Origin of the sequence: Marinitoga sp. 1155, from assembly GCF_001021175.1 — a bacterium.
Taxonomy (GTDB): Bacteria; Thermotogota; Thermotogae; order Petrotogales; family Petrotogaceae; genus Marinitoga.
The window spans coordinates 11,321-35,102 of the sequence record NZ_AZAX01000028.1 but is presented as its reverse complement, the minus strand read 5'-3'; the positions used below and the strand labels follow the sequence as shown (position 1 = coordinate 35,102).

Annotated in this window: 22 protein-coding genes and 1 tRNA gene; 8 read left to right on the top strand and 15 right to left on the bottom strand. The window is 28.0% G+C overall.

Going from position 1 to position 23,782, the window contains the following annotated elements; translation table 11 throughout:
- Positions 1–12: 12 nt before the first annotated feature.
- Complete coding sequence (locus tag X274_RS08555; RefSeq protein ID WP_052913266.1) at positions 13–1,932, top strand: BMP family ABC transporter substrate-binding protein; 1,920 nt, start codon at positions 13–15, stop codon at positions 1,930–1,932.
- 139 nt (positions 1,933–2,071) lie between these two features.
- Here X274_RS08555 and X274_RS08550 read toward each other — a convergent pair whose 3' ends face one another.
- The gene (locus X274_RS08550; RefSeq protein ID WP_231580401.1) at positions 2,072–3,421 is read right to left on the bottom strand and encodes a glutamine synthetase beta-grasp domain-containing protein; all 1,350 of its coding nucleotides are present in this window, start codon (positions 3,419–3,421) and stop codon (positions 2,072–2,074) included.
- A 239-nt stretch (positions 3,422–3,660) separates the two neighbouring features.
- On the opposite strand from X274_RS08550, the gene X274_RS08545 reads away from it, so the two are divergent.
- The 6 genes from X274_RS08545 to X274_RS08520 all read left to right on the top strand — a co-directional run bounded on the left by X274_RS08545 (position 3,661) and on the right by X274_RS08520 (position 9,885).
- A complete protein-coding gene (locus tag X274_RS08545; protein ID WP_052913265.1) occupies positions 3,661–4,731 on the top strand; it encodes a chorismate synthase in 1,071 nt (356 codons plus the stop codon).
- Positions 4,679–6,133 carry a shikimate kinase gene (locus X274_RS08540; RefSeq protein WP_047266411.1) on the top strand — a complete coding sequence of 485 codons (1,455 nt, stop codon included), beginning with the start codon at positions 4,679–4,681 and terminating at the stop codon, positions 6,131–6,133. Before X274_RS08545 ends, X274_RS08540 begins: the two co-directional genes overlap by 53 nt.
- 65 nt (positions 6,134–6,198) lie before the next feature.
- On the top strand, positions 6,199–6,654 hold the full coding sequence (gene aroQ, locus X274_RS08535) for a type II 3-dehydroquinate dehydratase (protein WP_047266410.1): 456 nt from the start codon (positions 6,199–6,201) through the stop codon (positions 6,652–6,654).
- Positions 6,632–8,224: a DEAD/DEAH box helicase gene (locus tag X274_RS08530; protein WP_047266409.1), complete on the top strand. Its 1,593-nt coding sequence runs from the start codon at positions 6,632–6,634 to the stop codon at positions 8,222–8,224. Before aroQ ends, X274_RS08530 begins: the two co-directional genes overlap by 23 nt.
- Positions 8,225–8,226: 2 nt before the next feature.
- Positions 8,227–8,652 carry an FKBP-type peptidyl-prolyl cis-trans isomerase gene (locus X274_RS08525; RefSeq protein WP_047266408.1) on the top strand — a complete coding sequence of 142 codons (426 nt, stop codon included), beginning with the start codon at positions 8,227–8,229 and terminating at the stop codon, positions 8,650–8,652.
- Positions 8,653–8,673: 21 nt separating this feature from the next.
- The gene (locus X274_RS08520; RefSeq protein ID WP_047266407.1) at positions 8,674–9,885 is read left to right on the top strand and encodes a peptidase U32 family protein; all 1,212 of its coding nucleotides are present in this window, start codon (positions 8,674–8,676) and stop codon (positions 9,883–9,885) included.
- A 70-nt stretch (positions 9,886–9,955) separates the two neighbouring features.
- On the opposite strand, the gene X274_RS08515 is transcribed toward X274_RS08520, so the two are convergent.
- The 12 genes from X274_RS08515 to lgt form a co-directional block, all read right to left on the bottom strand.
- Complete coding sequence (locus X274_RS08515; RefSeq protein WP_047266406.1) at positions 9,956–10,948, bottom strand: ABC transporter ATP-binding protein; 993 nt, start codon at positions 10,946–10,948, stop codon at positions 9,956–9,958.
- Positions 10,945–11,907, bottom strand: a complete 963-nt coding sequence (locus tag X274_RS08510) for an ABC transporter ATP-binding protein (RefSeq protein WP_047266464.1) — start codon at positions 11,905–11,907, stop codon at positions 10,945–10,947. Before X274_RS08510 ends, X274_RS08515 begins: the two co-directional genes overlap by 4 nt.
- A 2-nt stretch (positions 11,908–11,909) precedes the next feature.
- On the bottom strand, positions 11,910–12,782 hold the full coding sequence (locus X274_RS08505) for an ABC transporter permease (protein WP_047266405.1): 873 nt from the start codon (positions 12,780–12,782) through the stop codon (positions 11,910–11,912).
- A 9-nt stretch (positions 12,783–12,791) separates the two neighbouring features.
- Positions 12,792–13,799 (bottom strand): ABC transporter permease, encoded by a 1,008-nt coding sequence (locus tag X274_RS08500; protein WP_047266404.1) that lies wholly within the window; start codon positions 13,797–13,799, stop codon positions 12,792–12,794.
- A gap of 45 nt (positions 13,800–13,844) precedes the next feature.
- Positions 13,845–15,344, bottom strand: a complete 1,500-nt coding sequence (locus X274_RS08495; RefSeq protein ID WP_047266403.1) for an ABC transporter substrate-binding protein — start codon at positions 15,342–15,344, stop codon at positions 13,845–13,847.
- A 145-nt stretch (positions 15,345–15,489) separates the two neighbouring features.
- Positions 15,490–16,278 carry an ABC transporter ATP-binding protein gene (locus X274_RS08490; RefSeq protein ID WP_052913264.1) on the bottom strand — a complete coding sequence of 263 codons (789 nt, stop codon included), beginning with the start codon at positions 16,276–16,278 and terminating at the stop codon, positions 15,490–15,492.
- Positions 16,279–16,282: 4 nt separating this feature from the next.
- Positions 16,283–16,909: a hypothetical protein gene (locus X274_RS08485; RefSeq protein WP_047266401.1), complete on the bottom strand. Its 627-nt coding sequence runs from the start codon at positions 16,907–16,909 to the stop codon at positions 16,283–16,285.
- Between the two features lie 19 nt (positions 16,910–16,928).
- Positions 16,929–17,153: a hypothetical protein gene (locus tag X274_RS08480; protein WP_047266400.1), complete on the bottom strand. Its 225-nt coding sequence runs from the start codon at positions 17,151–17,153 to the stop codon at positions 16,929–16,931.
- Positions 17,154–17,168: 15 nt separating this feature from the next.
- The gene (locus X274_RS11660) at positions 17,169–17,477 is read right to left on the bottom strand and encodes an STAS domain-containing protein (protein WP_052913263.1); all 309 of its coding nucleotides are present in this window, start codon (positions 17,475–17,477) and stop codon (positions 17,169–17,171) included.
- A 333-nt stretch (positions 17,478–17,810) separates the two neighbouring features.
- Complete coding sequence (locus X274_RS08470; protein WP_047266399.1) at positions 17,811–18,578, bottom strand: TatD family hydrolase; 768 nt, start codon at positions 18,576–18,578, stop codon at positions 17,811–17,813.
- A 3-nt stretch (positions 18,579–18,581) separates the two neighbouring features.
- A complete protein-coding gene (locus X274_RS08465) occupies positions 18,582–18,941 on the bottom strand; it encodes a cupin domain-containing protein (RefSeq protein ID WP_047266398.1) in 360 nt (119 codons plus the stop codon).
- Between the two features lie 39 nt (positions 18,942–18,980).
- Entirely contained in the window at positions 18,981–19,886 is a 906-nt protein-coding gene (gene lgt, locus X274_RS08460) for a prolipoprotein diacylglyceryl transferase (protein WP_047266397.1), read from the bottom strand.
- 54 nt (positions 19,887–19,940) lie between these two features.
- Here lgt and X274_RS08455 point away from each other — a divergent pair.
- Positions 19,941–20,016 (top strand) — tRNA-Gly (locus tag X274_RS08455).
- On the opposite strand, the gene X274_RS08450 is transcribed toward X274_RS08455, so the two are convergent.
- Together X274_RS08450 and X274_RS08445 are read right to left on the bottom strand one after the other, a co-directional pair.
- Positions 20,017–21,270 carry a hypothetical protein gene (locus X274_RS08450; RefSeq protein WP_047266396.1) on the bottom strand — a complete coding sequence of 418 codons (1,254 nt, stop codon included), beginning with the start codon at positions 21,268–21,270 and terminating at the stop codon, positions 20,017–20,019.
- Positions 21,252–23,780, bottom strand: coding sequence for a hypothetical protein (locus tag X274_RS08445; RefSeq protein WP_047266395.1), 2,529 nt, complete (start codon positions 23,778–23,780; stop codon positions 21,252–21,254). The genes X274_RS08450 and X274_RS08445 overlap by 19 nt, the downstream gene beginning before the upstream one ends.
- Positions 23,781–23,782 lie beyond the last annotated feature (2 nt).

Below are 23,782 nucleotides of genomic sequence, written 5' to 3'. Positions count from 1 at the left end.
GGAGAGGGTAATATGAACAATATGAGGTTTGATAGTTCAAAAGAATATAGAAATGCAAAAAAGATGGCCGAAAGAGAATTATTATACTGGCAAAGCAGAGGGAAAGATGGATATCTACCTGCTTTAGAAGAAATAATAAAGGATAAAAATATTATTAGTGAAAATTCTTTAGGAGTAATAGAAATACCTATAAAAAAAGTAAAAGGTACATATTATGCTTCGAGAAAGAGTGCATTTGCAAAAAACTTTATGCCTCTTTTAGAAGAAGATAGTGAGTTTGCTATAAAATGGATGAATTTATTCGAGGCACAACAGGAAGAAGGAATTAGAGATGCTATTGTAGCTTATGAATATTTAAATAAATTTTATGTAATGGAAGGAAATAAAAGAACAAGTGTTTTAAAATATCTAGATTCTCCATCAATAATGGCTAATGTTAAAAGGCTAATACCTAAATATGATGAAATGGATATAAATATAAGAATATATTATGAATTTCTTGAATTTTATGAAAAAACTAAAATAAACATGATCTGGTTCAAAAGAGAAGGTGGATTTAAAGAATTAGAAAAAATATTAATTGATTACGTTAAAAAAAATAATGAAAATCCAAAAGAATTTTTTAACTTTCTTGAAAAATCAATATATTGGGATTTTAGAAAAATATATCATGAATTAAATGGTGAAAAATTACCTATAACAACTGGTGAAGCATTTTTGTTTTATCTAAAAAAATATGGAATAGAAAAAAATTTAAAGCATAAGAATTTAAAACCAAAAATCAGGATGTTAATAAAAGAACTGGAAAATATTTATATTGAAGAAAGAAAAAATATATTACAGGAAGTTTTTACATCTTTAATAAAAAGCCCAACAGAAAAGCAATTAAAAATAGCTTTTATTTATAGAAACTATATTAATGAAAGCACATGGGTCCAATCACATGAAAATGGAAGAATATATATCGAAAATAAATTTGGAGATAAAATCTCCACCTATTTCGTTGAAAATGTAAAAAAAGAAGAATCTTATAATTTAATTAAAGATTTAATCAACCAGGAATATAATCTAATTATAACAACAAGTTATGATTATATGGATTCAACATACAAAGCAGCTATAGAATTTCCAAATATAAAATTTTTAAATTGTGCAGGATATAAAAGTTATAGAAATTTGTCTGTCTATTTTGGAAGAATATATCAACCGAAATTTTTAACGGGATTAATTGCTGGTGCAATAACGAAAAAAAATAAAATAGGATATATCGCACCTTATCCACTACCACTTTTTGTCAGAAGTTTAAATGCTTTTGCCCTTGGTGTTAAAGTTGTAAACCCTTATGCAAAAATTTTAATCAAATGGACAAAAAAATGGATAGATCATGATATTGAAACTCAAAAAACTAATGAGTTGATTAATGAAGATATAGATATACTGGCAACCAATATGGATTCATTAGTGCCACAAAAAATAGCAGATAAAAAAAATATTTTGAGTATTGGATATAATGTAATATCCGACAATATTACATCAAAAACATATATAGCTTCATCCTACTGGGAATGGGGAAGATTTTATAAAAAAATAGTAGGAAGGCTTCTTGAAAACAAATGGTCTGTTACTACTTCAAAAAATCTGGAAGATTTAAAAAAATATTGGTATGGTATGAATAAAGGTGTTGTAAAATTATATAAAAATAGCAAATTAATTCCAGGTCAAACTCTAAGAATAGTTGAAGCAATGGAAGAGTTAATTAAAAATAATAATTTTGATATATTTAGCGGTCCAATAATAAATAATACTAATAAAATAATAGTGGATAAAGACGAAAGTATTTTAGATGAAGATTTGCTAAAAATGAATTGGTATCTTAATAATATTGAAGGAGAACTAGAAAAAGTAATCTTTAGTACAGATAAAAAGTATTAAATAAATTGGAGGATATATAATGTATTTAGTCGTTTCTTTTTGAATAGACATCACTTATCTAATTTCTTAACTCTGAACATGTACAATAAAATATATATCTACCAATAACAGCAGGAAAAAATCCTGCTGTTATTGTAATCTATAATTCAAAATATAATTCAAATTCTTTAGGGACAGGTATTGAATAAATCATATTAGCTTCTTTTATTTTTGTTTCTTTCCATTTGTTTATCAATGAATCTGGAAATGTTTTTAAATATTCTTTATCTTTTTCAAGGCCTTTTACAACATCCTTTAAATTTAACGGAAATTCTTTATCGTTTTCACCTTTAGAATGAAATCCCAAATCTACTGGATCTAGATTATTTTCAATTCCATTCACTCCGGCTAAAACCATTGCAGAGAGGAAAAAATATATATTTGCTGTAGCATCACCTGTTCTGAATTCAATTCTCGTATCTGCTTTGCTTAAATATCCCGGGATTCTAATAGCTGCACTTCTGCTTCCTTTTGAGAACGATGCAGAAATAGGTGCTTCAAATCCCGGAACAAGCCTTTTATATGAATTTGTACTTGGATTAGACCAGGATAGCAACGACCCAGTCAAACTATGTTTTAAAACACCCGCTGTATATTTCAAAGCTAAATCACTTAAATTATATAATTCATCTCCTACAAATAAACTTTTGCCTTCCTTTTCTAAAAATTGATGCACATGCATACCATTTCCAGGCATATTATATAATGGTTTAGGCATAAATGTTACAAAAAGTCCATACTCATTTGCAATTCGTCTTATTAAATATTTTGCAAGTGTTACACTATCAGCTGCATCAACTAAACTCATAAAATTTAATTCTATTTCGTGTTGTGACATTCCAACTTCATGATGATGATATTTCACAAGAATACCTGCATTTTCTAAAGTTTTAACGATTTCGTTTCTTAATTGAAAATGTATATCATATGGCTCATTTAAATGATATGATGAACCATTTGCTCTCGGATAATATTGGCTATTTCCCAATCCTTCAGAACTTTCAACACTATAATATGATTCTGTTGATGAAGTATTATACTCAACACCATCAAATATATGAAATTCAAGTTCAACAAGCATTTTTGCATCATCAGCTATTCTTGAATCTTTAAGATATTTTAAAGTTTCTTTTGCTATACTCCTAGGATATTGATCAAAATACTCTCCAGTAGAAGGACTTATTACATCCGATAAAACATGAACAATTTTCATATTATTATTTATTTCTAAATACATATTTGTCCTATCTGGAATAGCAACCATATCAGAATCAGTAACCTTTGCGAAACCAAAATTTGAAGCATCAAACCCTATACCTTCTTTGAAAATTTTTTCACTTACATAACTTTTAGGTAAAGTTACATGTTTCATTTTTCCATATATATCGATTACCATAATGTCTAAAAAATCATAATCCTCAGGAATTTTGTCTATTTTAAAAAATTCCACAATATGTCACCTCCATAATTTATTCCAATATACTATATCATTTTTGAAAAATTTTTCATAGTTCTATTTTTTCAATTTATTTGTCATTAAAAGCAAATATAATTATTTAAGTTCATTCAGAACCTTTTTTTTTAATATTAATACAATTAAATTCTCTTCAGAAAAAAGTTTGTTTTATCTATTTAATGTAATATGTGATATAATTTAATAAAATAAATATCTTTAAAGGAGCGATGATATTGAATTTTATAATTTCTGGAGATTCCCACGGAGAATTTATGATAGGAACTCTTATTGGAATACCAGCAGGATTAAAAATAGATATGGATAAGATAAATACTGATTTAAAAAAACGTCAAAATGGATATGGACGTGGAGAAAGAATGAAAATTGAAAGGGATGAAGTTAATATAATATCAGGGATATGGAAAGGATATACAACTGGCGCTCCATTAACAATATTAATAAAAAATAAAGGAAGAAATACTGAAAAAAATATTCGAAAAGTACCAAGACCCGGACATGGTGATTATAGTGCATATATGAAATATAAACTTCCGGATTTAAATATATATACTGAAAGAACCAGTGCAAGATGGACAGTAGTTTTAACTGCAATAGGTAATATTGCCAGACAATTTCTGGATAATTTGAATATAAAAATTTCAGCTTATATAGAAAGAATAGGAGAATTGAAAACTGAAGATGGAAAAATTTCCAATAATATAAAAAAATACATAGACAAAATGAAAAAATCTGGTAATACTCTCGGCGGTTTGATAAAAGTGATTGCTAAAAATGTCAAACCTGGAATTGGAGGATATTCATCAATATTTGAAAGGTTGGATTCAAAAATTGGAAAACTGTTTATGGCTATTCCTTCAGTGAAAGGAGTAATTATAGGAAATACGGATTTCTCTCTATCTGGAAAAGAATATCACGATGAGTTCTATATTGAAAACAACAAAATAAGAAGAAAAAGCAATAACGCCGGTGGAATAGAGGCTGGGTTTACCAATGGTGAAAACATTGAAATAACAGTATTTTTAAAACCAATACCCACACTCAGAGAACCATTAAATTCCATAGATCTGGAATATATACAGGAGACAAAGGCTCCTTATATTAGATCTGATGTTACTGTTGTCCCAGCAAGTATTGTAATATTCGAGAATGCTTTATCTCTAATATTAATGGAAAGTATTTTAGATAGATTCGGCAATGATAATGTAAATGATATAATCAGGAGGTATAATAATGCCAATTTATTTAATTGGAATGATGGGATCTGGAAAAACGACCCTTGGTAAGATTTTAAGCGATATTTTAGATAAAAAGTTTATAGATATAGATACAGAGATAGAAAAACTTGAAAGAAAAAAAATCCATCATATATTTCTTCAAAAAGGTGAAGAATATTTCAGAGATGTGGAAACTAAAATATTGAAAAAAACTGAAAATGAAGATGCCATTATTTCTACAGGTGGCGGCATAATCTTAAAAAAAGAAAACAGAGAAATATTGAAAAAACATAAAACTCTTTTTTTGTATGTGCCAATTGAAATATTATTAAAAAGAATAGATACAGAAAATAGACCATTATTAAAAAATGGAAAATATAAATTATATGATATATGGAATAAAAGAAAAGAATTATATGAAAATTTTAAAAAAATTGATTTAAAAAATTTCGATATTTATGAATCTACAGCAAAAATATTGTATGAAATCTGCGAAAAAAAATCTTCAGAAATAGTTAATGATTTTCAAAAAATAATTTTTAAAGTTAAGGGAATTGAAGATTTAAAAGATAAAAAAAACATTTTTACAAGTGAAATTGTGAATAAAATATATGGAAATAATTTTATTAATCCGTATATTTTGGAAAATGGCGAAAAAATCAAGAACATTGAAAATGTAAAAAAAATATACCTGTATTTAATTAAAAATAATATAAACAAAAAAGATGCTATATACGGAGTTGGCGGAGGAACAGTTACAGATTTAATAGGATTTATAGGCAGTACATTCAAAAGAGGAATAAAAACAATATTTTATCCAACAACGCTTTTATCCCAAGTAGATGCTGCTCTTGGTGGAAAAAATGCTATAAATTTTGAAGATATAAAAAATATTATAGGTACATTTAAAGTTCCCGATAAAGTAATTATAGATCCACTAACTGTTATATCTCAAAAAAACGAGAATTATTATGAGGGAATAATAGAGGCTTTCAAATTAGCGATTATAGATGGAAATATATCTTTATTTTTAGATAATATAAAAAAAATAAAAAAAAGGGACTTAAATATAATCATGGATATAATAAAATTTTCTGTAAAAACAAAATTGTCAATTGTATCAAAAGATCCTTTTGATAATAATATAAGAAAAATTTTGAATTTAGGACATACATTTGGTCATGCGTTTGAAAGTATTACAGGTATATCACATGGTTTGGCTGTAGGATGGGGAATAAAGAAAGAAATTGAATTATTTGGATCTAATATAAAGGATAAAAAACTAATCCTGGATTTTCTTGAAGAAATTATCCCGGAAAATATTTATAATATGAATATTAATATAAATAAATTAAAAAAATTTATTTTACATGATAAAAAAATAATATCCAAAAATCAAATTACAATTCCAATAATTAATACTGTGGGAAATGTAGAATTAAAAAAAATAGATATTTTAAATTATTTGTAGTAACAATACTGGAAAGTTTGAGTTAAGAATAAAAATTATAAAAAATTTTAAGGGGGATTTATGATATGATATTAATAGTTAATGGTCCTAACCTTAATATGTTAGGGAAACGCCCGAACAATATATATGGTAGATTCACTTATGAAGATTTAATTGATAAAATAAATCTCTGGTCAAAAAAAAATGGAATAAATATCGAAATTTTTCAATCAAATGTTGAAGGAGATATAATCAACCGTCTTCAAAAAGAGGATTTCAAAGGGTTAATTATCAACGCAGGAGCTTATACACATTATAGTTATGCAATTAGGGATGCTCTGGAAATTTTAAACATACCAAAAATTGAATTGCATATTTCTAATATATATAAAAGAGAAGAATTTAGAAAATACAGTGTAATAGCCCCTGTATGTGATGGACAAATAGCAGGGTTAGGACTCGATGGGTATGTCCTTGCATTGGAATACCTGAAAAATTTATTGTGGAAAGAGGTTGAAAATGGTAAAATTAGAAAAGTTTAGAGAATTAGGATTATCTGAAGGAACATTAAAAGCATTAAAAAAGAAAGGTTTTGAAGAACCTACCCCAATCCAGGAAAAAGTAATACCATTATTATTGAAACAGGATGTTGATATTATTGGCCAGGCACAAACCGGAACTGGAAAAACCGCTGCATTTGGACTGCCTTTAATAGAAAAATTAAAACCATCTAAAAAAGTAAAAACTATAATATTAACTCCAACAAGAGAATTGGCAGTTCAGGTCGCTGAAGAAATTAATTCATTAAAAGGAAATAATAAACTAACTGTATTTCCTATTTATGGTGGTCAATCTATAGAAAATCAAATTAATAGGTTGAGAAAAGGCATTGATATTGTAGTTGGAACTCCTGGAAGGGTTTTGGATCATATTAAAAGAAAAACCCTGGATTTAAGTCATGTGAGGTATTTTATTCTTGATGAAGCTGATGAAATGTTAGATATGGGATTCATAGATGATGTTGAAGAAATTTTATCAAAAGCTCCTGAAAATAGGCAAATATTACTTTTCTCTGCTACAATGCCATCAAGAATTATCTCATTAGCTAAAAGACATATGAAAAATTATAAAATAATATCTGTAAAACCCGAGCAATTAACCACCGAATTAACAGAACAAATATACTTTGAAGTTTCTGAACAGGATAAATTTGAAGCATTATGCAGAATAATTGATATTGAACCAAATTTTTACGGACTAGTGTTTTGTAGAACAAAGGTAGATGTAGATACAGTATCAAATAGACTTATCGACAGAGGATATAATGCCGAAGCATTACACGGTGATCTCTCTCAATATCAAAGAGAACGTATATTAAAAAAATTCAAATCTAAAAGAGCTAATATATTGGTTGCAACGGATGTTGCTGCAAGAGGTATAGATATAAATGATTTAACTCATGTTATAAACTACTCATTGCCTCAAAATCCAGAATCATATGTTCACAGAATAGGAAGAACTGGAAGAGCTGGAAAAGAGGGAACAGCTATTACGTTTGTAACTCCAGAAGAATACAGAAAATTATTATTTATTAAACGTATTTCAAAAAGCAACATTAAAAAGAAACCAATACCAAAAATAAAAGATGTAATTGAAACAAAAAAACTTAGAATTAAAAGTGAAATAAACAGTATCTTAGAGCATAATGCATATAATAATTACCTTTCTTTATCCAGAGAAATGCTTGAAAATAATAACCCTGAAGAAGTTTTAGCTGCAGTATTAAAATATGCATTTCAGGATGAATTAGATGAAAGAAATTATAGAGAAATAAAAGAAGTATCATCTATTGATAAAAAAGGAAAAACACGATTATTTGTAGCTCTTGGAAGAGAAGATGATTTAACTATAGAAAAACTAAAAAATATGATAAGAGAATATACAAATATACAAAACATATATTTAAAAGATGTAAAAATACTTGACAAATTTTCATTTATGACTGTACCTTTTGAAGAAGCAGAAATCATATTACAGGCATTTAAAAAGAAAAAGAGAGGTAGAAAACCTATTATTTCAAAAGCAAAAGAAAAAAAGAGAAAGGCGGAATAATTATGAAAGCGGAAAAAGGTAATACTGTAAAAGTACATTACACAGGAACATTAAATGACGGAAGTGTTTTTGATACATCAAACGGAAGAGAACCTTTAGAATTCACACTGGGAACAGGACAGGTAATACCTGGTTTTGAAGAAGCAATCATAGGTATGGAACTCGGTGAAAAAAAGACTATAACTATCCCATCAAAAGAAGCATATGGTGAATATTCTGAGGAAAAAGTATTTGAATTACCAAAACAGAACTTCCCACCAAATATTGATGAAGCATTGGGACAAACTGTACAATTAGGTGATTCTACAGGAAATGTATTTTTAGCAAAAATCCTTGAAGTTACTGATGAAATAGTAAAAATGGATACAAACCATCCACTTGCTGGAAAAGATTTAACATTTGAAATTGAATTAATTGAAATTAATTAAAAACAAACGGGAGGAAAGATAATGAAAAAGGTTGAATTACTTTCCCCTGCTGGTAATATGGAAAAATTAAAAATGGTTTTCCGCTACGGTGCAGATGCTGCATACCTTGGCGGAAAATTTTTCAATTTAAGAGCATTGGCAGGGAATTTTTCAAATGATGAAATTATTGAAGCTGCAAATTATGCACATTCACTTGGAAAAAAAATATATGTTACTCTAAATATAATCGCTCATAACAATGAAATAGAAAAAGTTGCTGATTATGCAAAATTTCTTGAGTCAGCTGGAGTTGATGCTGTTATTGTTGCTGATTTAGGCGTTTTTAAAATTGTAAGAGATAATACAAATTTAGAAATCAACGTAAGTACTCAAGCAAGCAATACAAATTGGATGAGTGTAAAAGTCTGGAAAGAAATGGGAGCAAAAAGAATTATTTTAGCAAGAGAATTATCATTAAAAGAAATTAGAGAAATTAGAGATAAAGTTCCCGATGTGGAATTAGAAGTGTTTATCCACGGCGCTATGTGTATGTCTATTTCCGGAAGATGTTTGTTGAGTAACTATTTAACAGGAAGAGATGCGAATCGTGGTGCATGCGCTCAACCATGTAGATGGAAGTATAATTTAGTTGAAGAAACACGCCCAGGTGAATATTATCCAATTTTTGAAGATGAAAGAGGAACCTTTATAATGAATTCCAGAGATCTTTGTACTATAGAATTTATAGACCAGATTTTAGACACAGGTATTGATAGTTTAAAGATTGAAGGTAGAATGAAAGGTATATATTACGGTGCTATAGTAACAAAGGTTTATAGAGAAGCAATTGATTTATACTATTCTGGAAATTATAAATATAAACCAGAATGGATGGAATATCTCAATTCTGTAAGTAATAGAAAATATACAAAAGGATTTTATTTTGGAAATCCAGGTGTAGATGGACAGAATTATGATTCATCATCATACAATAAAACTCATGAAATTGTTGCAAAATCACTTGGAAAAAGTCGTGATGGAAAAAGCATTCTGGAAATAAGAAGTAAAATTTCCACAGGCGAAGAAGTTGAAATTATAAAGCCTACAGGTGATCCTATAAAAATTATAATGCCAGAAATGATAAAAATGAGAAAAGGGCAGGAAGAAAAGATAATAGAAACAGCAAATCCAAATATAATTGTGAAGGTTGACCTTGATTTAGAAGAAATGGATATATTAAGAAAGAAAATATAAAATTAGTTCATTCTGCATTCTAAAATTTTGTAATGAAATGTAAATTATAATAACCCCCGCAAAACGGGGGTTACTTATTAAATAAATGACAGTTCACTTCATGTTGATTATCAAGTTTTATTGTTTTTGGTTCTTCAACTTTACAAATATCCATAGCATAAGGACATCTTGGATGAAATCTACACCCCTTAGGTGGATTTACTGCATTTGGCACCTCACCTTTAGGAATTATCTTTTTCTTTTTTAATTTAGGATCAGGTTCTGGAACTGCTGAAATTAAGGCTTTGGTATAAGGATGCGCGGGATTTCTATATATATCCTCAAAAGTTCCAATTTCAACAATTTTCCCAAGATACATTACAGCTATTCTATCACATATATATTTTGTTGTAGCCAAATCATGAGTAATAAATAAATAAGTTAAATTAAATTCTTCCTTTAAATCTATCATTAATTTCAATAACTGAGAACGAACTGATACATCAAGCATAGCAATTGCTTCATCTGCTACAACAAATTCCGGTTTTAAAACAAGAGCTCTTGCTATAACAACTCTTTGCCTTTGCCCGCCGGATAAATCTCTCGGATATCTATTATAATACTCTTCAGCGGGTTTTAAATTCACGCGTTCCATAATTTCATAAACAATTTTTTTCTGTTCTGAATAATTTTTTCCTACTTTGTGTATTTGAAGAGCATGTCGTATAGCTTCTCCTATTTTCATATAAGGATTTAAAGCCGCCATAGGGTCCTGAAAGATTATCTGAATTTTTCTTCTGAATTTTCTTAATTCTTCATTAGTTAGTGAAGTAATATCAATATCATCTATTTTTATTGTTCCAGATGTTGGTTCCAATAATCTTAAAACCATTCTTCCAGTAGTAGTTTTTCCAGAACCAGATTCTCCAACCAATCCAAGTGTTTCGCCTTTCTTTATTATGAAAGAAATATCATCAACAGCTTTTACGAATTTTTGCTCTTTTCCTGTTAAAAATTCTGAAATACTTCTTTTCAAAGGAAAATATTTTTTTAAATTCTTTACTTCAATTAAAACTTCGTTCATACTTTCACCTTCTCATATAACCAACATTTAACTCTTGTTTCATCTACAACAAAATCTGGAGGCACCTGTTCATGACATATATTTTTTGCATATGGACAACGTGATGCAAATCTACATCCTTTGGGTGGTTTAACAAGATTTGGAAGATCCCCAGGTATATATTTCAACTCTCTATCATCTATATTTGTATTTGGTATTGATTTTAATAAAGCTTGAGTATATGGATGTTTTGGCTCATAGTATATTTTTTCAGCAGTTGCTAATTCAACAAGATGACCGGCATACATAACACCAATTCTATCAGCCAATTCTGCAACAACTCCAAGATCATGTGTTATTAAAATCATTGACATTTTATGCTCATCTTTGAGTTTTTTTAATACTTCCATTATCTGTGCTTGAACAATAACATCTAAAGAAGTAGTTGGTTCATCTGCAACAACTATTTCAGGTTTTAAAACCAAAGAAAGTGCAATCATAACTCTTTGTCTCATACCACCAGAAAATTGAAAGGAATATTCATTCATCCTTATAGGATCTATACCAACATCTGATAGAATTTTTGCAGACATATCTAAAGCTTCTTTTTCGGGAATTTCAGAATAATGAACTTTTATTGTTTCCAGAAATAAATCTTTTACCTTCATAATCGGATTTAGCGAAGTCATAGGATCCTGAAAAATCATCGAAATATGCTTGCCTCTTATTTTTCTCATTTCTTTTTCATTGAAAGTTGCTATATTTTTATTTTTAAATAATATTTCTCCTAAAATCTTTGCATTTTTAGGTAGTATTTTTAACAATGATTTTCCCAGTGTGGATTTTCCACATCCTGATTCACCAACTAACCCTAATGTTTCATTTTCAGACAACGTAATATTCACATTTTGAACTGCACTAACATATCCTCGTTTAACTTCATAATTTATATTTAAGTCTTTTATTTGCAATATCAACAACATCACCTTCTCTCACGTATAGTAGGATTTAATAGTTCATTAAGTCCTTCACTAAATAATGAAAAACCTAGAACAATTGTTATTATAGCCATACCAGGATATAATATTCCCCACCATGCTCTTGATAAAACAAATCTCTGCCCATTGCTTAAATCATACCCCCAATCAGGAGTAGGCGGAGCTATTCCTAAACCCAGGAAACTCAATCCAGCCTCTGTCATAATTGCATCGGCAAGATTCATAGAAAGAACAACAACCACTGAAGGCAATACATTAGGCAATATATACTTAAATAATATTTCCCAATTTTTTGCCCCTATCGCTCGTGCACCTTCGACATATAGCTCATTTTTTATACTGGATACCTGATTCCTTATAACCCTAAAATAAGTCGGTGTATAAACAACAGCGATTGATAAAGCAATATTAATCATGCCAGGACCCAATACTGCAGCAATAGCTATTGCTAGAATCAATCCCGGAAAAGAATATATTGCATCCATTATCAGCGTTAAAACTCTATCAAAAGGTCCTCCGATATATCCAGATAATAATCCCAGTGGTATTCCAAATAATGATGCAAAACCAACAGAAATAAAAGCTATGGATAAAGCTATTCTGGCGCCATATAATATTCTACTAAATATATCCCTACCAAGATTATCTGTTCCGAAAATAAATTGGCTGTCAGGGGCACTTAAAGCTCTCCCAACCCTTTGAATTGGATTATATGGAGCTAATTGAGGAGCGAAAATAGCCATTAAAATATAGAATATTAAAATCATAGCGCCAGCAAACGTTATCCATCCAGTCCCAGTTTTAAATAACTCCTTAAAAAAAGAAGATATTTTATGAGAATAAAATTTTTCTTCCATAATATCACCTCAATATCTGACTCTTGGATCAATTAATGCATTTATTATATCAACAACAATACTTATAACAATGACGAAAAACGCAAAAAACACTATAGTTCCCTGAATAGCTGGAAAATCTCTATATCTTATTTTCATAACAAGATAACTTCCAAGCCCAGGCCACGAAAAAGTTGTTTCAGTTAAAACAGCACCAGCTAATAAAATAGCCAATTGAAGTCCCATAACAGTTAATATAGGAACCATAGCATTTTTTAATGCATGTTTATATAATATTCTTCTTTGGCTGATTCCTCGTGCCCTTGCGGCCGTAGAAAAATCCTGAGATAACATCAGTATTGTATTATTTCGAACCATTCTCAAAAATATACTCGAAATAACTAATCCCAATGTTATACCAGGCATTAATAAATGCTTTAATACATCAATAAAAGCTTCCCAATTCCCAGTTATCAAAGAATCTAATAGGAAAAATCCCGTTTTAGTATCTAAAGATACTATAGGGGATAATCTTCCAGCAACTGGAAGCCACCTTAAAACCATACCAAAATAATATTGCATCATCAATCCAAACCAGAAAACAGGTATAGCATAAATAAAAACAGCATATACTCTTGCAGTAACATCAATAATTCCATCGCGATGTGCCGCTGCAGTACTTCCCCAAAAAACACCTATTAAGACTGCAACAATGAAAGCAAATAAGGTTAATTCAACGGTTGCAGGAAATCTATCCTTTATTTCATTCCATACCGGTCTTGATGTAAGTGTAGATTTCCCAAGATCTCCTTTTAATAAATTTCCAACATAATCAAAAAATTGAATTATTATAGGTTTATCAAGACCCAATTCATGGCGTTTTTGCTCTATAACTTCCTGTGGAGCTTTACCTCCTAAAATAGCTAATACCGGGTCGCCAGGAATAATTCTTAAAACAAAAAATATTACGATTAATAATATAAACATCATAGGAATAGCCAATAAAATACGTGTAAATATATAATCTTTTAAGGACAAAATTATCACCTCTTTTAAAAACCCCGCCATCTGGCGGGGAATTTATTATTTCTTTTCGATTAGATAATACCTGAAAATTTGTGTTGGTTCTAACAATACACCTTTTATATTCTTTTGTGAAGCAACAACAGCGACTCCCTGCCATAAAGGAATATTCGGAACATCAACAACTAAATGATTTTGAGTTTGAGCATAAAGTTCTGATCTTGCTTCTTGATCAACACATATTCTTGCAGCTTTCATAATTGATTCTGTAACAGGATTTTCATAAAAACTACCCATGGATTTTGCACCATTTATACTCAAAAATGGCCACAAGTAATCATCAGGATCTATATAATCTGGATACCAACCTAATAAAAATAAACCCATTGTTCCATTCAAGAAATAATCCACATATGTAGACCATTCTGCATATTTAATATTTACTTTAATAATACCCGTTTCTTCCAATGATTCTTTCAATACCTGAGCAACATCTGCTTCTGTTGTTCCATAATGTGTAGGAGAATACCATAAATCTATGGTTAAAGGTTTATCTGTCCAATAACCAGCCTGCTGTAATAATCTTTTAGCAGCTCTTAAATTCCTTTCTGGAAATACATCCTTATGACTCCACATCCCCATTGGAACCATTGAATACAAAGGCTGAGCAAGACCAACAAAAACATCATCCACAATTCTCTGTCTATCAACTGCATACATTATAGCTTTTCTGACTAAAGGATTTGAAAAAGGTGCTTGTTTTGTATTTAATACTAAATATCTTATTTGAGGACTACTACCTTTTAAAACATTTATATTAGGATTGTTTTCTAAATCATTAATATCCCTTGGATCAAGGTGTCTAAATGCTATATCAATTTGCCCTGTTTCGAGAGCTAATCTAAGTGTTGCAGCACTTTCATAAAAAGTAATAACTACTTTATCTGTTTTTGGTGCTGGACCAAAATATTTATCATTCTTTTCCAATACAATTCTTACATCTCTAATCCATTCTGTAATTTTATATGGACCAGATGATGAAGGTGCTCCTTCATAAAAAGCATTTTCCGGATATAATTTTGGATTTACAGGCCATGCAACTGTATATCCTAATACAGATACAAAAGCAGAAAATGGATATTTTAATTTTATTTGGAATGTGTAATTATCCACTACTTTTGTACTTTCAACAATATCTGTTAATAAAAATGCCGGGTCTCCATTTAATTTCATAGCCCTATCAATGGAATATTTCATCACTGATGCATCAATAGGTGTTCCATCATCAAATTTAGCGTCTTTTCTAAGATAAAATGTGTAAACTAACCCATCAGGAGAAACTTCCCACTTTTGAGCTAATGATGGAATTAAATTTGATGTGTTAATTTCATAATCAACAAGACCTGATAAAACATTTTGAAGAATGTTGCTTGAAAAATAATCATAACATTTTGCCGGATCAAGAGTTCTAATCTTGTCAGTAGTTCCAACAACTAAAACCTTAGAAGAAAAAGCTAACAGAGATACAATAAGTAGTAATACCAATAAAAACTTCTTCATACTATCCCTCCCTTAAAAAATAATGTAAAAAACAAGAAACTTAAATATTAATTTTTAATAATAAGTATTTTTTTGATAATCATATTATAACATAAAAAACTTATTATTTACAAGTACCTATAAAAAAAATAACCCAAAATATGGGTTATTTTTTTAAATATCCTAAAACAACTTCTCTAAAGTCAGGATTTCTACCAATATTTTCATCAGTTTTCACAAGAATTCCTTCATCCAGCGGTGTAATTATTTCCATTTCTTCTGTCATTTCACTTTGTTTTACAATTTTATGTTCTGATAAAGCTTTTTCTATATTACCTTCAAAAGTTGTTTTTCCTGCATTGATTATTGCAAAATTGGTGGCTATTAACTCGACTTCTTCTATATGATGAGTAGACATTATAACGATATTTTCTTTATTTGACACAAAATCTTTAAGCATTTTAAGGATCTTATCCTTTTTTACAGGATCAATATTCTGTGTAGGTTCATCTAAAATCATAATTTTCGGCCTCGATGAAAACATTAGAATTATATAAAAAAGCGTTTTCATACCAGAAGAAAATGCATGTACAGGTTTATTTATTGGCAATTTAAATTCCATCATTAATTCTTTATATTTTTTATCATTCCAATTAGGGTATAAAATTTTCCATAATTCAGCATAATCATATGGATATAATCCTTTAAAAGTTACTTTATCCTCCAATAAAACCGAAATATTTCTCTTTCTGAATTTATTCAATTTTTTTCCGAAAATAAGAATTTCACCATCATCAGGCTTTAAATCTCCATATATACATTTTAAAGTTGTTGTTTTCCCAGCACCGTTCGGTCCAACCAACACGTATATATCTCCTGGATTTATTGTAAGATTCACATCAATTAAAGCTGGTTTTGGCCCATATGATTTTTCCAGATTTATAACTTCTATCATAATTTCACCTCAATGATTTTATTATAATCCACGATATTATAATTAAAATAAATACTAAACTTATTATGGTAAATAATTTATTTTTATTTTTTGTGTAATTAGAAGAATCCGAAAAATGGAAAATAATCATCGTAGAAAAAAACAAAAAAGTAGATAATATATTTATAAACACATTTTTTTGTATTACAAGACTATAATCTTTTATTAAATTATTAGATTTTAAAAACAAATCAATCAACCATACAAAAATTGGAATATAAATACCACCTAATCCTTTTATTGAAGATAAAATACTCAAACTATAAAAAAAAGCAAAAAAAAGTAGCGAACTAAAAAGACCATAAAAATCAGAATTATTTGTTATACCATAATAAATACTTTTTGAAAACAATAAAAAACTTGCTCCAAATATATAATATGACAAATATAAATCAGCTCTTGATACAGGAAGAGTTGACATAAGAGAAAAATTTTTATTTTCAAGTTCTTTTGTAAATAAAGTTGATGCAAATAGTACTGCAAATAAATTTCCTAGATCTCCCGGAAGAAAGAGCAAAATCGAAATAAAAATCAAATAAAACGATTTTTGCCTTAATTCCTTTTCAAAAACAAATTTTAAAGTTTTTAGCATTAATACCCCTCCGATTCAATTATTTTATAGTTAGAACAAATTCAAAGGACGGCATATAATTAATTACAACAAGTATAAAAACTACAAAAAATAAAATCAAATATAACCATTTTCCTTTTTCAAATATCATAGAAAAAACTATTGCTGCTAAAGCTTCTAATACAATAGGAAGAACTGGAATTGAAGAAAAAAATACCCCTAATAAAGAAATCATTATAGCAATAAAAAAAATTAATATTTTCATAAACAAACCTCCTATTTATTTTTGTATATTAAAAACTTCCTGTAGCTTTAATAAGGCAAAAAGTTTTTGAATTTTTTCATCCATATTAATCAATATCAATTCTTTTCCTTTTTCATTTAACTTCTTTTGAAAAGAAATTAGTTGACCAATTCCAGTACTATCTATTGCTGTGAGTCCGGAAAAATCCATTATAATAGTTGTTATATCTTTTTTTCTAATAAATTCAGAAATTTCATTATTAAAATCATGAACATCATAAAGAGTAAATTCTCCTATTAAGCTAATAGTATAAATTTTGTTTCTCTGTTTTTTTAATATTTTCACATTATCCCTCATTTCTCTTTTTTATAATATTATATCATAAAACAAAAATATTAGAACGTCTAAACAAATTCACTCAGACAGCAATTATCCTTAAAATTATTCATTTTCAGCCATCGCTCAAACAATACATCGTGTATTGTTTCGCTCAATTACATCAATGTAATTTTGACGGCTTTCATTCACGCTTAGATTTTTTATAAAATCAAAAATATTTAAACCAATACCCGCGGTAGCGTGTACGGACAATCTTCGAGTCTTCGTTTCATTTGAGACTTTTTAGAGAACCTATATTATATCATATCATAAAATAAAAATATAATAGCCGCAAGGCTATTATATTTTTATTCTCTTGAAAAGTTTTTTAGCATTTTCTATAAATATTTCCGATAATTCTTCAGGATTAATATTTTTTATCTCAGCTATTTTTGTTATTATATATTTTGTATAAATAGGATTATTTTTCTTACCTCTAAAAGGGACAGGAGTTAAAAAAGGAGAATCTGTTTCTGGCAATATATATTCAACAGGAGTATTTTTTACAACCTCAACTAATTTATAATTGTTTTTAAATGTAATTGGGCCATCTATTCCAATATAAAAACCTAAATCTAAAAATTTCTTTGCTGTTTTCCAATCAGATGAAAAACAATGAACAACACCTAAATCTTCATTAACTCCTTCATTTACTATTAAATTAAATGCATCATCATATGCATCCCTGATATGCAAAATCACAGGCAATTTATTTTCTTTAGCTAGATTAAATTGATTTACAAATGAATAATATTGTTCGTTTTTTGTAGTATATTCTCTATAATAATCCAGTCCTATTTCACCTATAGCAACAACTTTTTCATTTTTCGCTAATATATTAATTGTATCAAAATCTTTATTTGATAATTTTTTTGATTCATTGGGATGTATTCCTACAGCACAATATATATTTTTATGATTATCAGCTAATTCTAAAGATTTAAATGAGTTTTCAATATCTATACCAACTTCAATAACAAAATTCACATTATTTTCCTTAAATGATTTTATTATATCTTCTTTATTTTCTATAAGATTCAAATGGCAATGGGTATCTATTAATCTCACTTATTACTCTCCTCCACTTTTTGGTATTACACAAATAAACTGACTTTCACCATCATTTATATTTTTAAACTGATGTTCTACATTCGGCGGAACAAATACAAAATCACCTTCTTCTGCAACAACGTATTTTTCACCATCAAATACTTCCAATTTCCCTTTTAAAACAAAAACTTCATGTTCCCAATTATGTGAATGCCTTGGGGAATATCCATCTTTTTCCAGAGCAAACAATCTCATCACAAAATTTGGAGCTCCTAATTTATTTCCTATTAATACTCTTTTATGAGCCTTTTTTACTTTTATACCATCGTCATATGTAATTGGTTCAATATCCATAGCTTTCCCTATATATGCCTTTTTCATATTTTCCCTCCTTAATTAGTGAATATTTCTTGTCTAATTTTAATGTGATTTTTTGATACTTGTTTTTGAAGATACAGCTTGTTTTTTTAAATAAAAGTATAAAAATACTCCAAATATTATAAATAAAATGCTTATTAATACTGCAACTTTCATTCCTAAAAACATTAGTGAATCTGTTCTTAAAATCTCTATAAATGCTCTTCCTAAAGAATATAAAATTAAATACAACGATATTATTTCTCCATCAAATTTCTTTTTGTTTCTTGCATAATAAAATAAAAATAAAAATATTACCAGATCCCATATAGATTCATACAAAAACGTCGGATGAAAATATTTAAAATTTTCATATCCAGGCATTCTGAATGAATATGGTATATACATTTTCCAGGGCAAGTCGGTAGGACTACCATATGCTTCATAATTGAAAAAGTTGCCCCATCGACCAATTGCCTGCCCTAACGGAAGAACATGAGCCATTAAATCAAGCCCTTTTAAAAAATTAAAGGTAAGGTTTTTTTTCATCTTAGTATATAAAAATACAGAAAGTAACGCTCCCAAAATACCTCCATGAATCGCCAAGCCACCATGCCATGTTTTAAATATTTCTGAAAAAGGTAACTTTGAATATATATCCCAATTAAATATAACGTAATATAATCTAGCACCGATAATAGCAAAAATAAGACCGATTATAATAGCATTAAATAAATCATTTTCAGAAATATTCCATTTTTTTGCAGTATCATTCGCTAAAAAAATGCTCAAAAATACTCCTGTAGCTATCAATAAACCATACCATCTAATTTGAAAAGGTCCAATTGATATTAATACTGGATTTAAAATTAAATTTCCAGAAAACACTTTTGGCAATAAAAATATTAATAAAATAAACATAATAGGGATGGAAATTAGTAGTGTAATTTTAAATAATTTATCCTGCATACTAGACCCCCTTGAAATTTTTTTTGAAAAATGGTATAATACTTTATTGTGAATGCGGGTGTAGCTCAGTTGGTAGAGCATCAGCTTCCCAAGCTGAGGGTCGCGGGTTCGAGTCCCGTCGCCCGCTCCATCATTCTATCATTAAAGAATCTCTGTTTTTCTCCGCAAAAATTTCTTTGAAAATATTGTGCAAATCTCCTTTTGAAAATAATCCTCCTTTCTTTTTAACTTCCTCGTCTATTTTATCTAAACTTCCTAAACCTTTAATATTAGATACAATTATGCTTCCTTCAGGTTCAGACATTATTTTATTATATTTAGTGATAACATCAATATTTGGTTTAATTGTTTCAATTTCATCCAGGCTTGTCATTTTTTCTTTTTGAATAAATGATTCGATATTTTCATCCTCTACATTGTTTTCAATTTCAATATTATCATTAACCTCTTTTATCTCTTCATTTTCTATCTCCTCAGAAATTGTTTCGTCCTTAGTATTTTCAGATTCGTTCATTTCACCTTTAACAGTTTTATGAACTTCTTCCTCTTCCAATACATCTTCTATATCTATATTAATATCTTCAGTTGAAGCTTCATCTAACAATTCATCAACATTTATTTCTTCGAGATTTGTTTCAATTGCTTGTAAAGTTTCTCTTTGGTTAATTTGTTCAAAATTCTCATTATTTTCATCATCTTCAATATCCATTTTCTTTTTCATTTTTTCATATTCATCCCATAACTCTTCTAATTCGTCAATTTTTACTTCCAATATTTCTTCTACCGGAATAGAAGGTTCTTCTTCACTGGGTTCTTCAATTCTAACAATATCATCAATATTTCCTTTTATAGGTTGACTTGTAACAAATGAATATTTTCTAAAAACAAAAAAGTAAATCAAAAATCCCATTATTATCACAATTAGCAATATAACAAAAGCTACAATAATGTAATAAATAACTCCTATTTTTAAATTATTATTAGACGTTGATTCTGTCGATTGTACAGTAGAATCTAATTTCAAAGATTTAAAATGCAAATCTTCACGAATATTTCCAGCCTCAATACTTTTTAATGCAAGAGAAACCTTTGGATCGTCAGTATAATACTTTAAATATTTCTTTGCTTCGTCATATTTTCTTAAATAAAATTTTGTCCACCCTAACATATATCTTATATCAGGATACTTTATTTCTATTTCAGCAGAAAATTTTAATGCTGTTTCAAAAAAAAGCTCTGCGCTTTTATAATTTCCAGTTTGAAAAGCGCTTTTACCATTAAAATAATATACTTCAGCTTTATCTAAAAAGGTTTGAGAAAAACTTATTAATGTTGTAAATAAAAACAGAATGAAAAAAAGCTTTTTTAGTAATCTGTTATCCATAATTCAAATCCCCTATCTTTTTTTATCAAAAGTAAAAAAGAATCTTTTTTATAAGTAGCTACATCTATTATATTATAATCTGAAATTGATTGGTATTTTCCAGGAAAAATTTTATTTTCCAAATCAATATACGTCACATAATTTCTGTCAAAAATCCATAATCTATTATTATTTTCAATCAATTTGAATTTGCCAACATCAGTATTACCAAGTATTTGAACTTTATGATTCTTTGTATTATAAACTATTAATTTATAATCAGAAGTTAATAAATATATATAATATGATTGGGAATAATAATCTGTAAAATAACCAAAATCGGTATTTATTATATTTTTAATTCCATTTTTGGTTATAACTGTTTCCCATTTGTCTTTTGTCCTTTTTAATATTTTATCTCCCAATACCAAGTAAAAATTATTATTTAAAACTTTTAAAGAATTAAATATCACTTTATCAGCTATAAGATTATTATTTTCATAAATTTTGGCTAATCCATTACTATAATCAACATATATATATTTTCTTATCTCTGGTAAATAAAAAACATTATCATGTATATTAAAATCAATATTTCTTATCTTTATAAATTCATAAGAACTATTATCAATAGCATATATTCCATCATTAGTCGTTATATACAATCTATTTTTATACTCAAGACTTCCGAGAACATTTTTATTTAAAATATTATTTCCATCAGTATCAAATACACCTTTATTTGATGCTATCAATATATTTCCATTCAAATTGTATATTTTACCATATATTATATTTTCCAAATATAATAATTGTTCTGAAAAATTCAACAGTTTAATATTTTCATAATTTTGAGGTTTTTCAAAGATTTTAGAAATTTCTTCTTTTTTTAATTTTTCTTTCACTTTTGTTTCTTCAATTGCTTTTTTGGTTTCAGGAAAACTGTCATCCTTTATTTCTGGAACAGCTACTTTTTGTATTCCAAGCGATAAATTTTTTTGTAATATTTTCAGAACATCATTATCAGAAAATAGTTTGTTATATGGTATTTCAAATGTATAAAATTTAGCTCCATCCAATTTAGCACTTTCAATAGTCACAAGACCATCACCATAACCATTTATGAATTCTGGATAAAACGTTGCTAATTTTGTATTTTTTATATGAATATTTATATCAGGAATGGTTCCAGTATAAATATAATATTTTATATCCTTTCTTCTGGGTAAAGTATTTATTTTTTTTATAAAATCAGAGTCTGGCAAAAGTTCTTTGTAATACGCAGAAATAAGATCCATTTTAGAAGAAATATTCAAAAATAAAGAATTATATTCTTCTTTATTTAATCCATAAGTCAACTCTATAATTTCTGGACTTTTTTTATAAATTATATTAAAATAAATGGGATTTACTGTATTTATTCCCTTATTTGGCGGTGAGAACATACTAATAGTTCTAACATTTTTTATTTCAGGATGTTTTTCTAAAGCATAACGCACAATCAAACTTCCTATCCCCTGTGTAATTATGTCAAATTGTTTATTTTGTTTTGTTTTTAACTCAAGTGCAAATCTTTCTGCTTCAAATTCAAGATAACTATTTGAACCAGTTCTGATAAAATAACCAAAAAAAGCGTCCATATAACTCTTAGGTTTTGTTTCCAATAATGGATATTTATAATACCATATAGTTCTGTTAGGAAAATACAAACTCCAGACATTTTCACCATATATATTATTTATAGACTGTGTATTTGGTACGAACCCCAAAAAATTGTTATCTACACCTGGCACCAATAAAAGATCAGGCTCTAGAGATGGCGGTTTTTCAATTAAAGTTTTTAAACCAAAGGAAACTTCTTTTGGTGCAGGATCAACATACAATCCGAATTTAGAAAAATGGAATGTATTAGCCTGAACCACATATGTACCCAATGATTCATCTTTAAAAATTTCACAACCAGATAATTTTTTTATAATAGGAGGATCGTCATCCGATGCATACATTATAGAAAAATTATTGAATGAATCACCATAATAAAGATCCATGGGAATACGATATTTTATTTTTATTGGTTTTAATGAAGATTCTTCTTTATTATCATCAGGAATTATTGTATAAATAGGTCCATAAAAATTGCCCATAGTTTTTAGATTTTGATATTCAGCAGAATTTTCTTTTAAAGGTCTTATTGTAAATGTTTTTTTATATTGAAAAGCATCTGGTGGAACATATAAAAATAAATTTGATATGGAAGCTGATTTTGCATTTCTTTCTATTTTTAATTTCCTTGTAGCAAAACGTGGTATTATTAAAAAAGAACCTATAAATATTAAAATAATAAGCAAAAAACCTCCAAGCATTTTTATCTTTTTTTTTCTTTCAAGATGCTTGAAGTTTTTAATGTTATATAACAGATTATTTATCAACTTTTTAAAGTTAATATTTTTTAATCCACCAAAAATCTTTCTAAAGTCTATTTTTCTTTTTTTCTCGATTTTTTCTTTTTTTTCTTTTTTCTTTTTTGCCATAT

Coding starts and splice junctions, on each gene's coding strand:
- X274_RS08555 (WP_052913266.1), top strand. CDS start 13: ATGAACAATATGAGGTTTGATAGTTCAAAAGAATATAGAAATGCAAAA.
- X274_RS08540 (WP_047266411.1), top strand. CDS start 4,679: ATGCCAATTTATTTAATTGGAATGATGGGATCTGGAAAAACGACCCTT.
- aroQ (WP_047266410.1), top strand. CDS start 6,199: ATGATATTAATAGTTAATGGTCCTAACCTTAATATGTTAGGGAAACGC.
- X274_RS08530 (WP_047266409.1), top strand. CDS start 6,632: ATGGTAAAATTAGAAAAGTTTAGAGAATTAGGATTATCTGAAGGAACA.
- X274_RS08525 (WP_047266408.1), top strand. CDS start 8,227: ATGAAAGCGGAAAAAGGTAATACTGTAAAAGTACATTACACAGGAACA.
- X274_RS08520 (WP_047266407.1), top strand. CDS start 8,674: ATGAAAAAGGTTGAATTACTTTCCCCTGCTGGTAATATGGAAAAATTA.
- X274_RS08515 (WP_047266406.1), bottom strand. CDS start 10,948: ATGAACGAAGTTTTAATTGAAGTAAAGAATTTAAAAAAATATTTTCCT.
- X274_RS08505 (WP_047266405.1), bottom strand. CDS start 12,782: ATGGAAGAAAAATTTTATTCTCATAAAATATCTTCTTTTTTTAAGGAG.
- X274_RS08495 (WP_047266403.1), bottom strand. CDS start 15,344: ATGAAGAAGTTTTTATTGGTATTACTACTTATTGTATCTCTGTTAGCT.
- X274_RS08490 (WP_052913264.1), bottom strand. CDS start 16,278: ATGATAGAAGTTATAAATCTGGAAAAATCATATGGGCCAAAACCAGCT.
- X274_RS08485 (WP_047266401.1), bottom strand. CDS start 16,909: ATGCTAAAAACTTTAAAATTTGTTTTTGAAAAGGAATTAAGGCAAAAA.
- X274_RS08480 (WP_047266400.1), bottom strand. CDS start 17,153: ATGAAAATATTAATTTTTTTTATTGCTATAATGATTTCTTTATTAGGG.
- X274_RS08465 (WP_047266398.1), bottom strand. CDS start 18,941: ATGAAAAAGGCATATATAGGGAAAGCTATGGATATTGAACCAATTACA.
- lgt (WP_047266397.1), bottom strand. CDS start 19,886: ATGCAGGATAAATTATTTAAAATTACACTACTAATTTCCATCCCTATT.
- X274_RS08450 (WP_047266396.1), bottom strand. CDS start 21,270: ATGGATAACAGATTACTAAAAAAGCTTTTTTTCATTCTGTTTTTATTT.
- X274_RS08445 (WP_047266395.1), bottom strand. CDS start 23,780: ATGGCAAAAAAGAAAAAAGAAAAAAAAGAAAAAATCGAGAAAAAAAGA.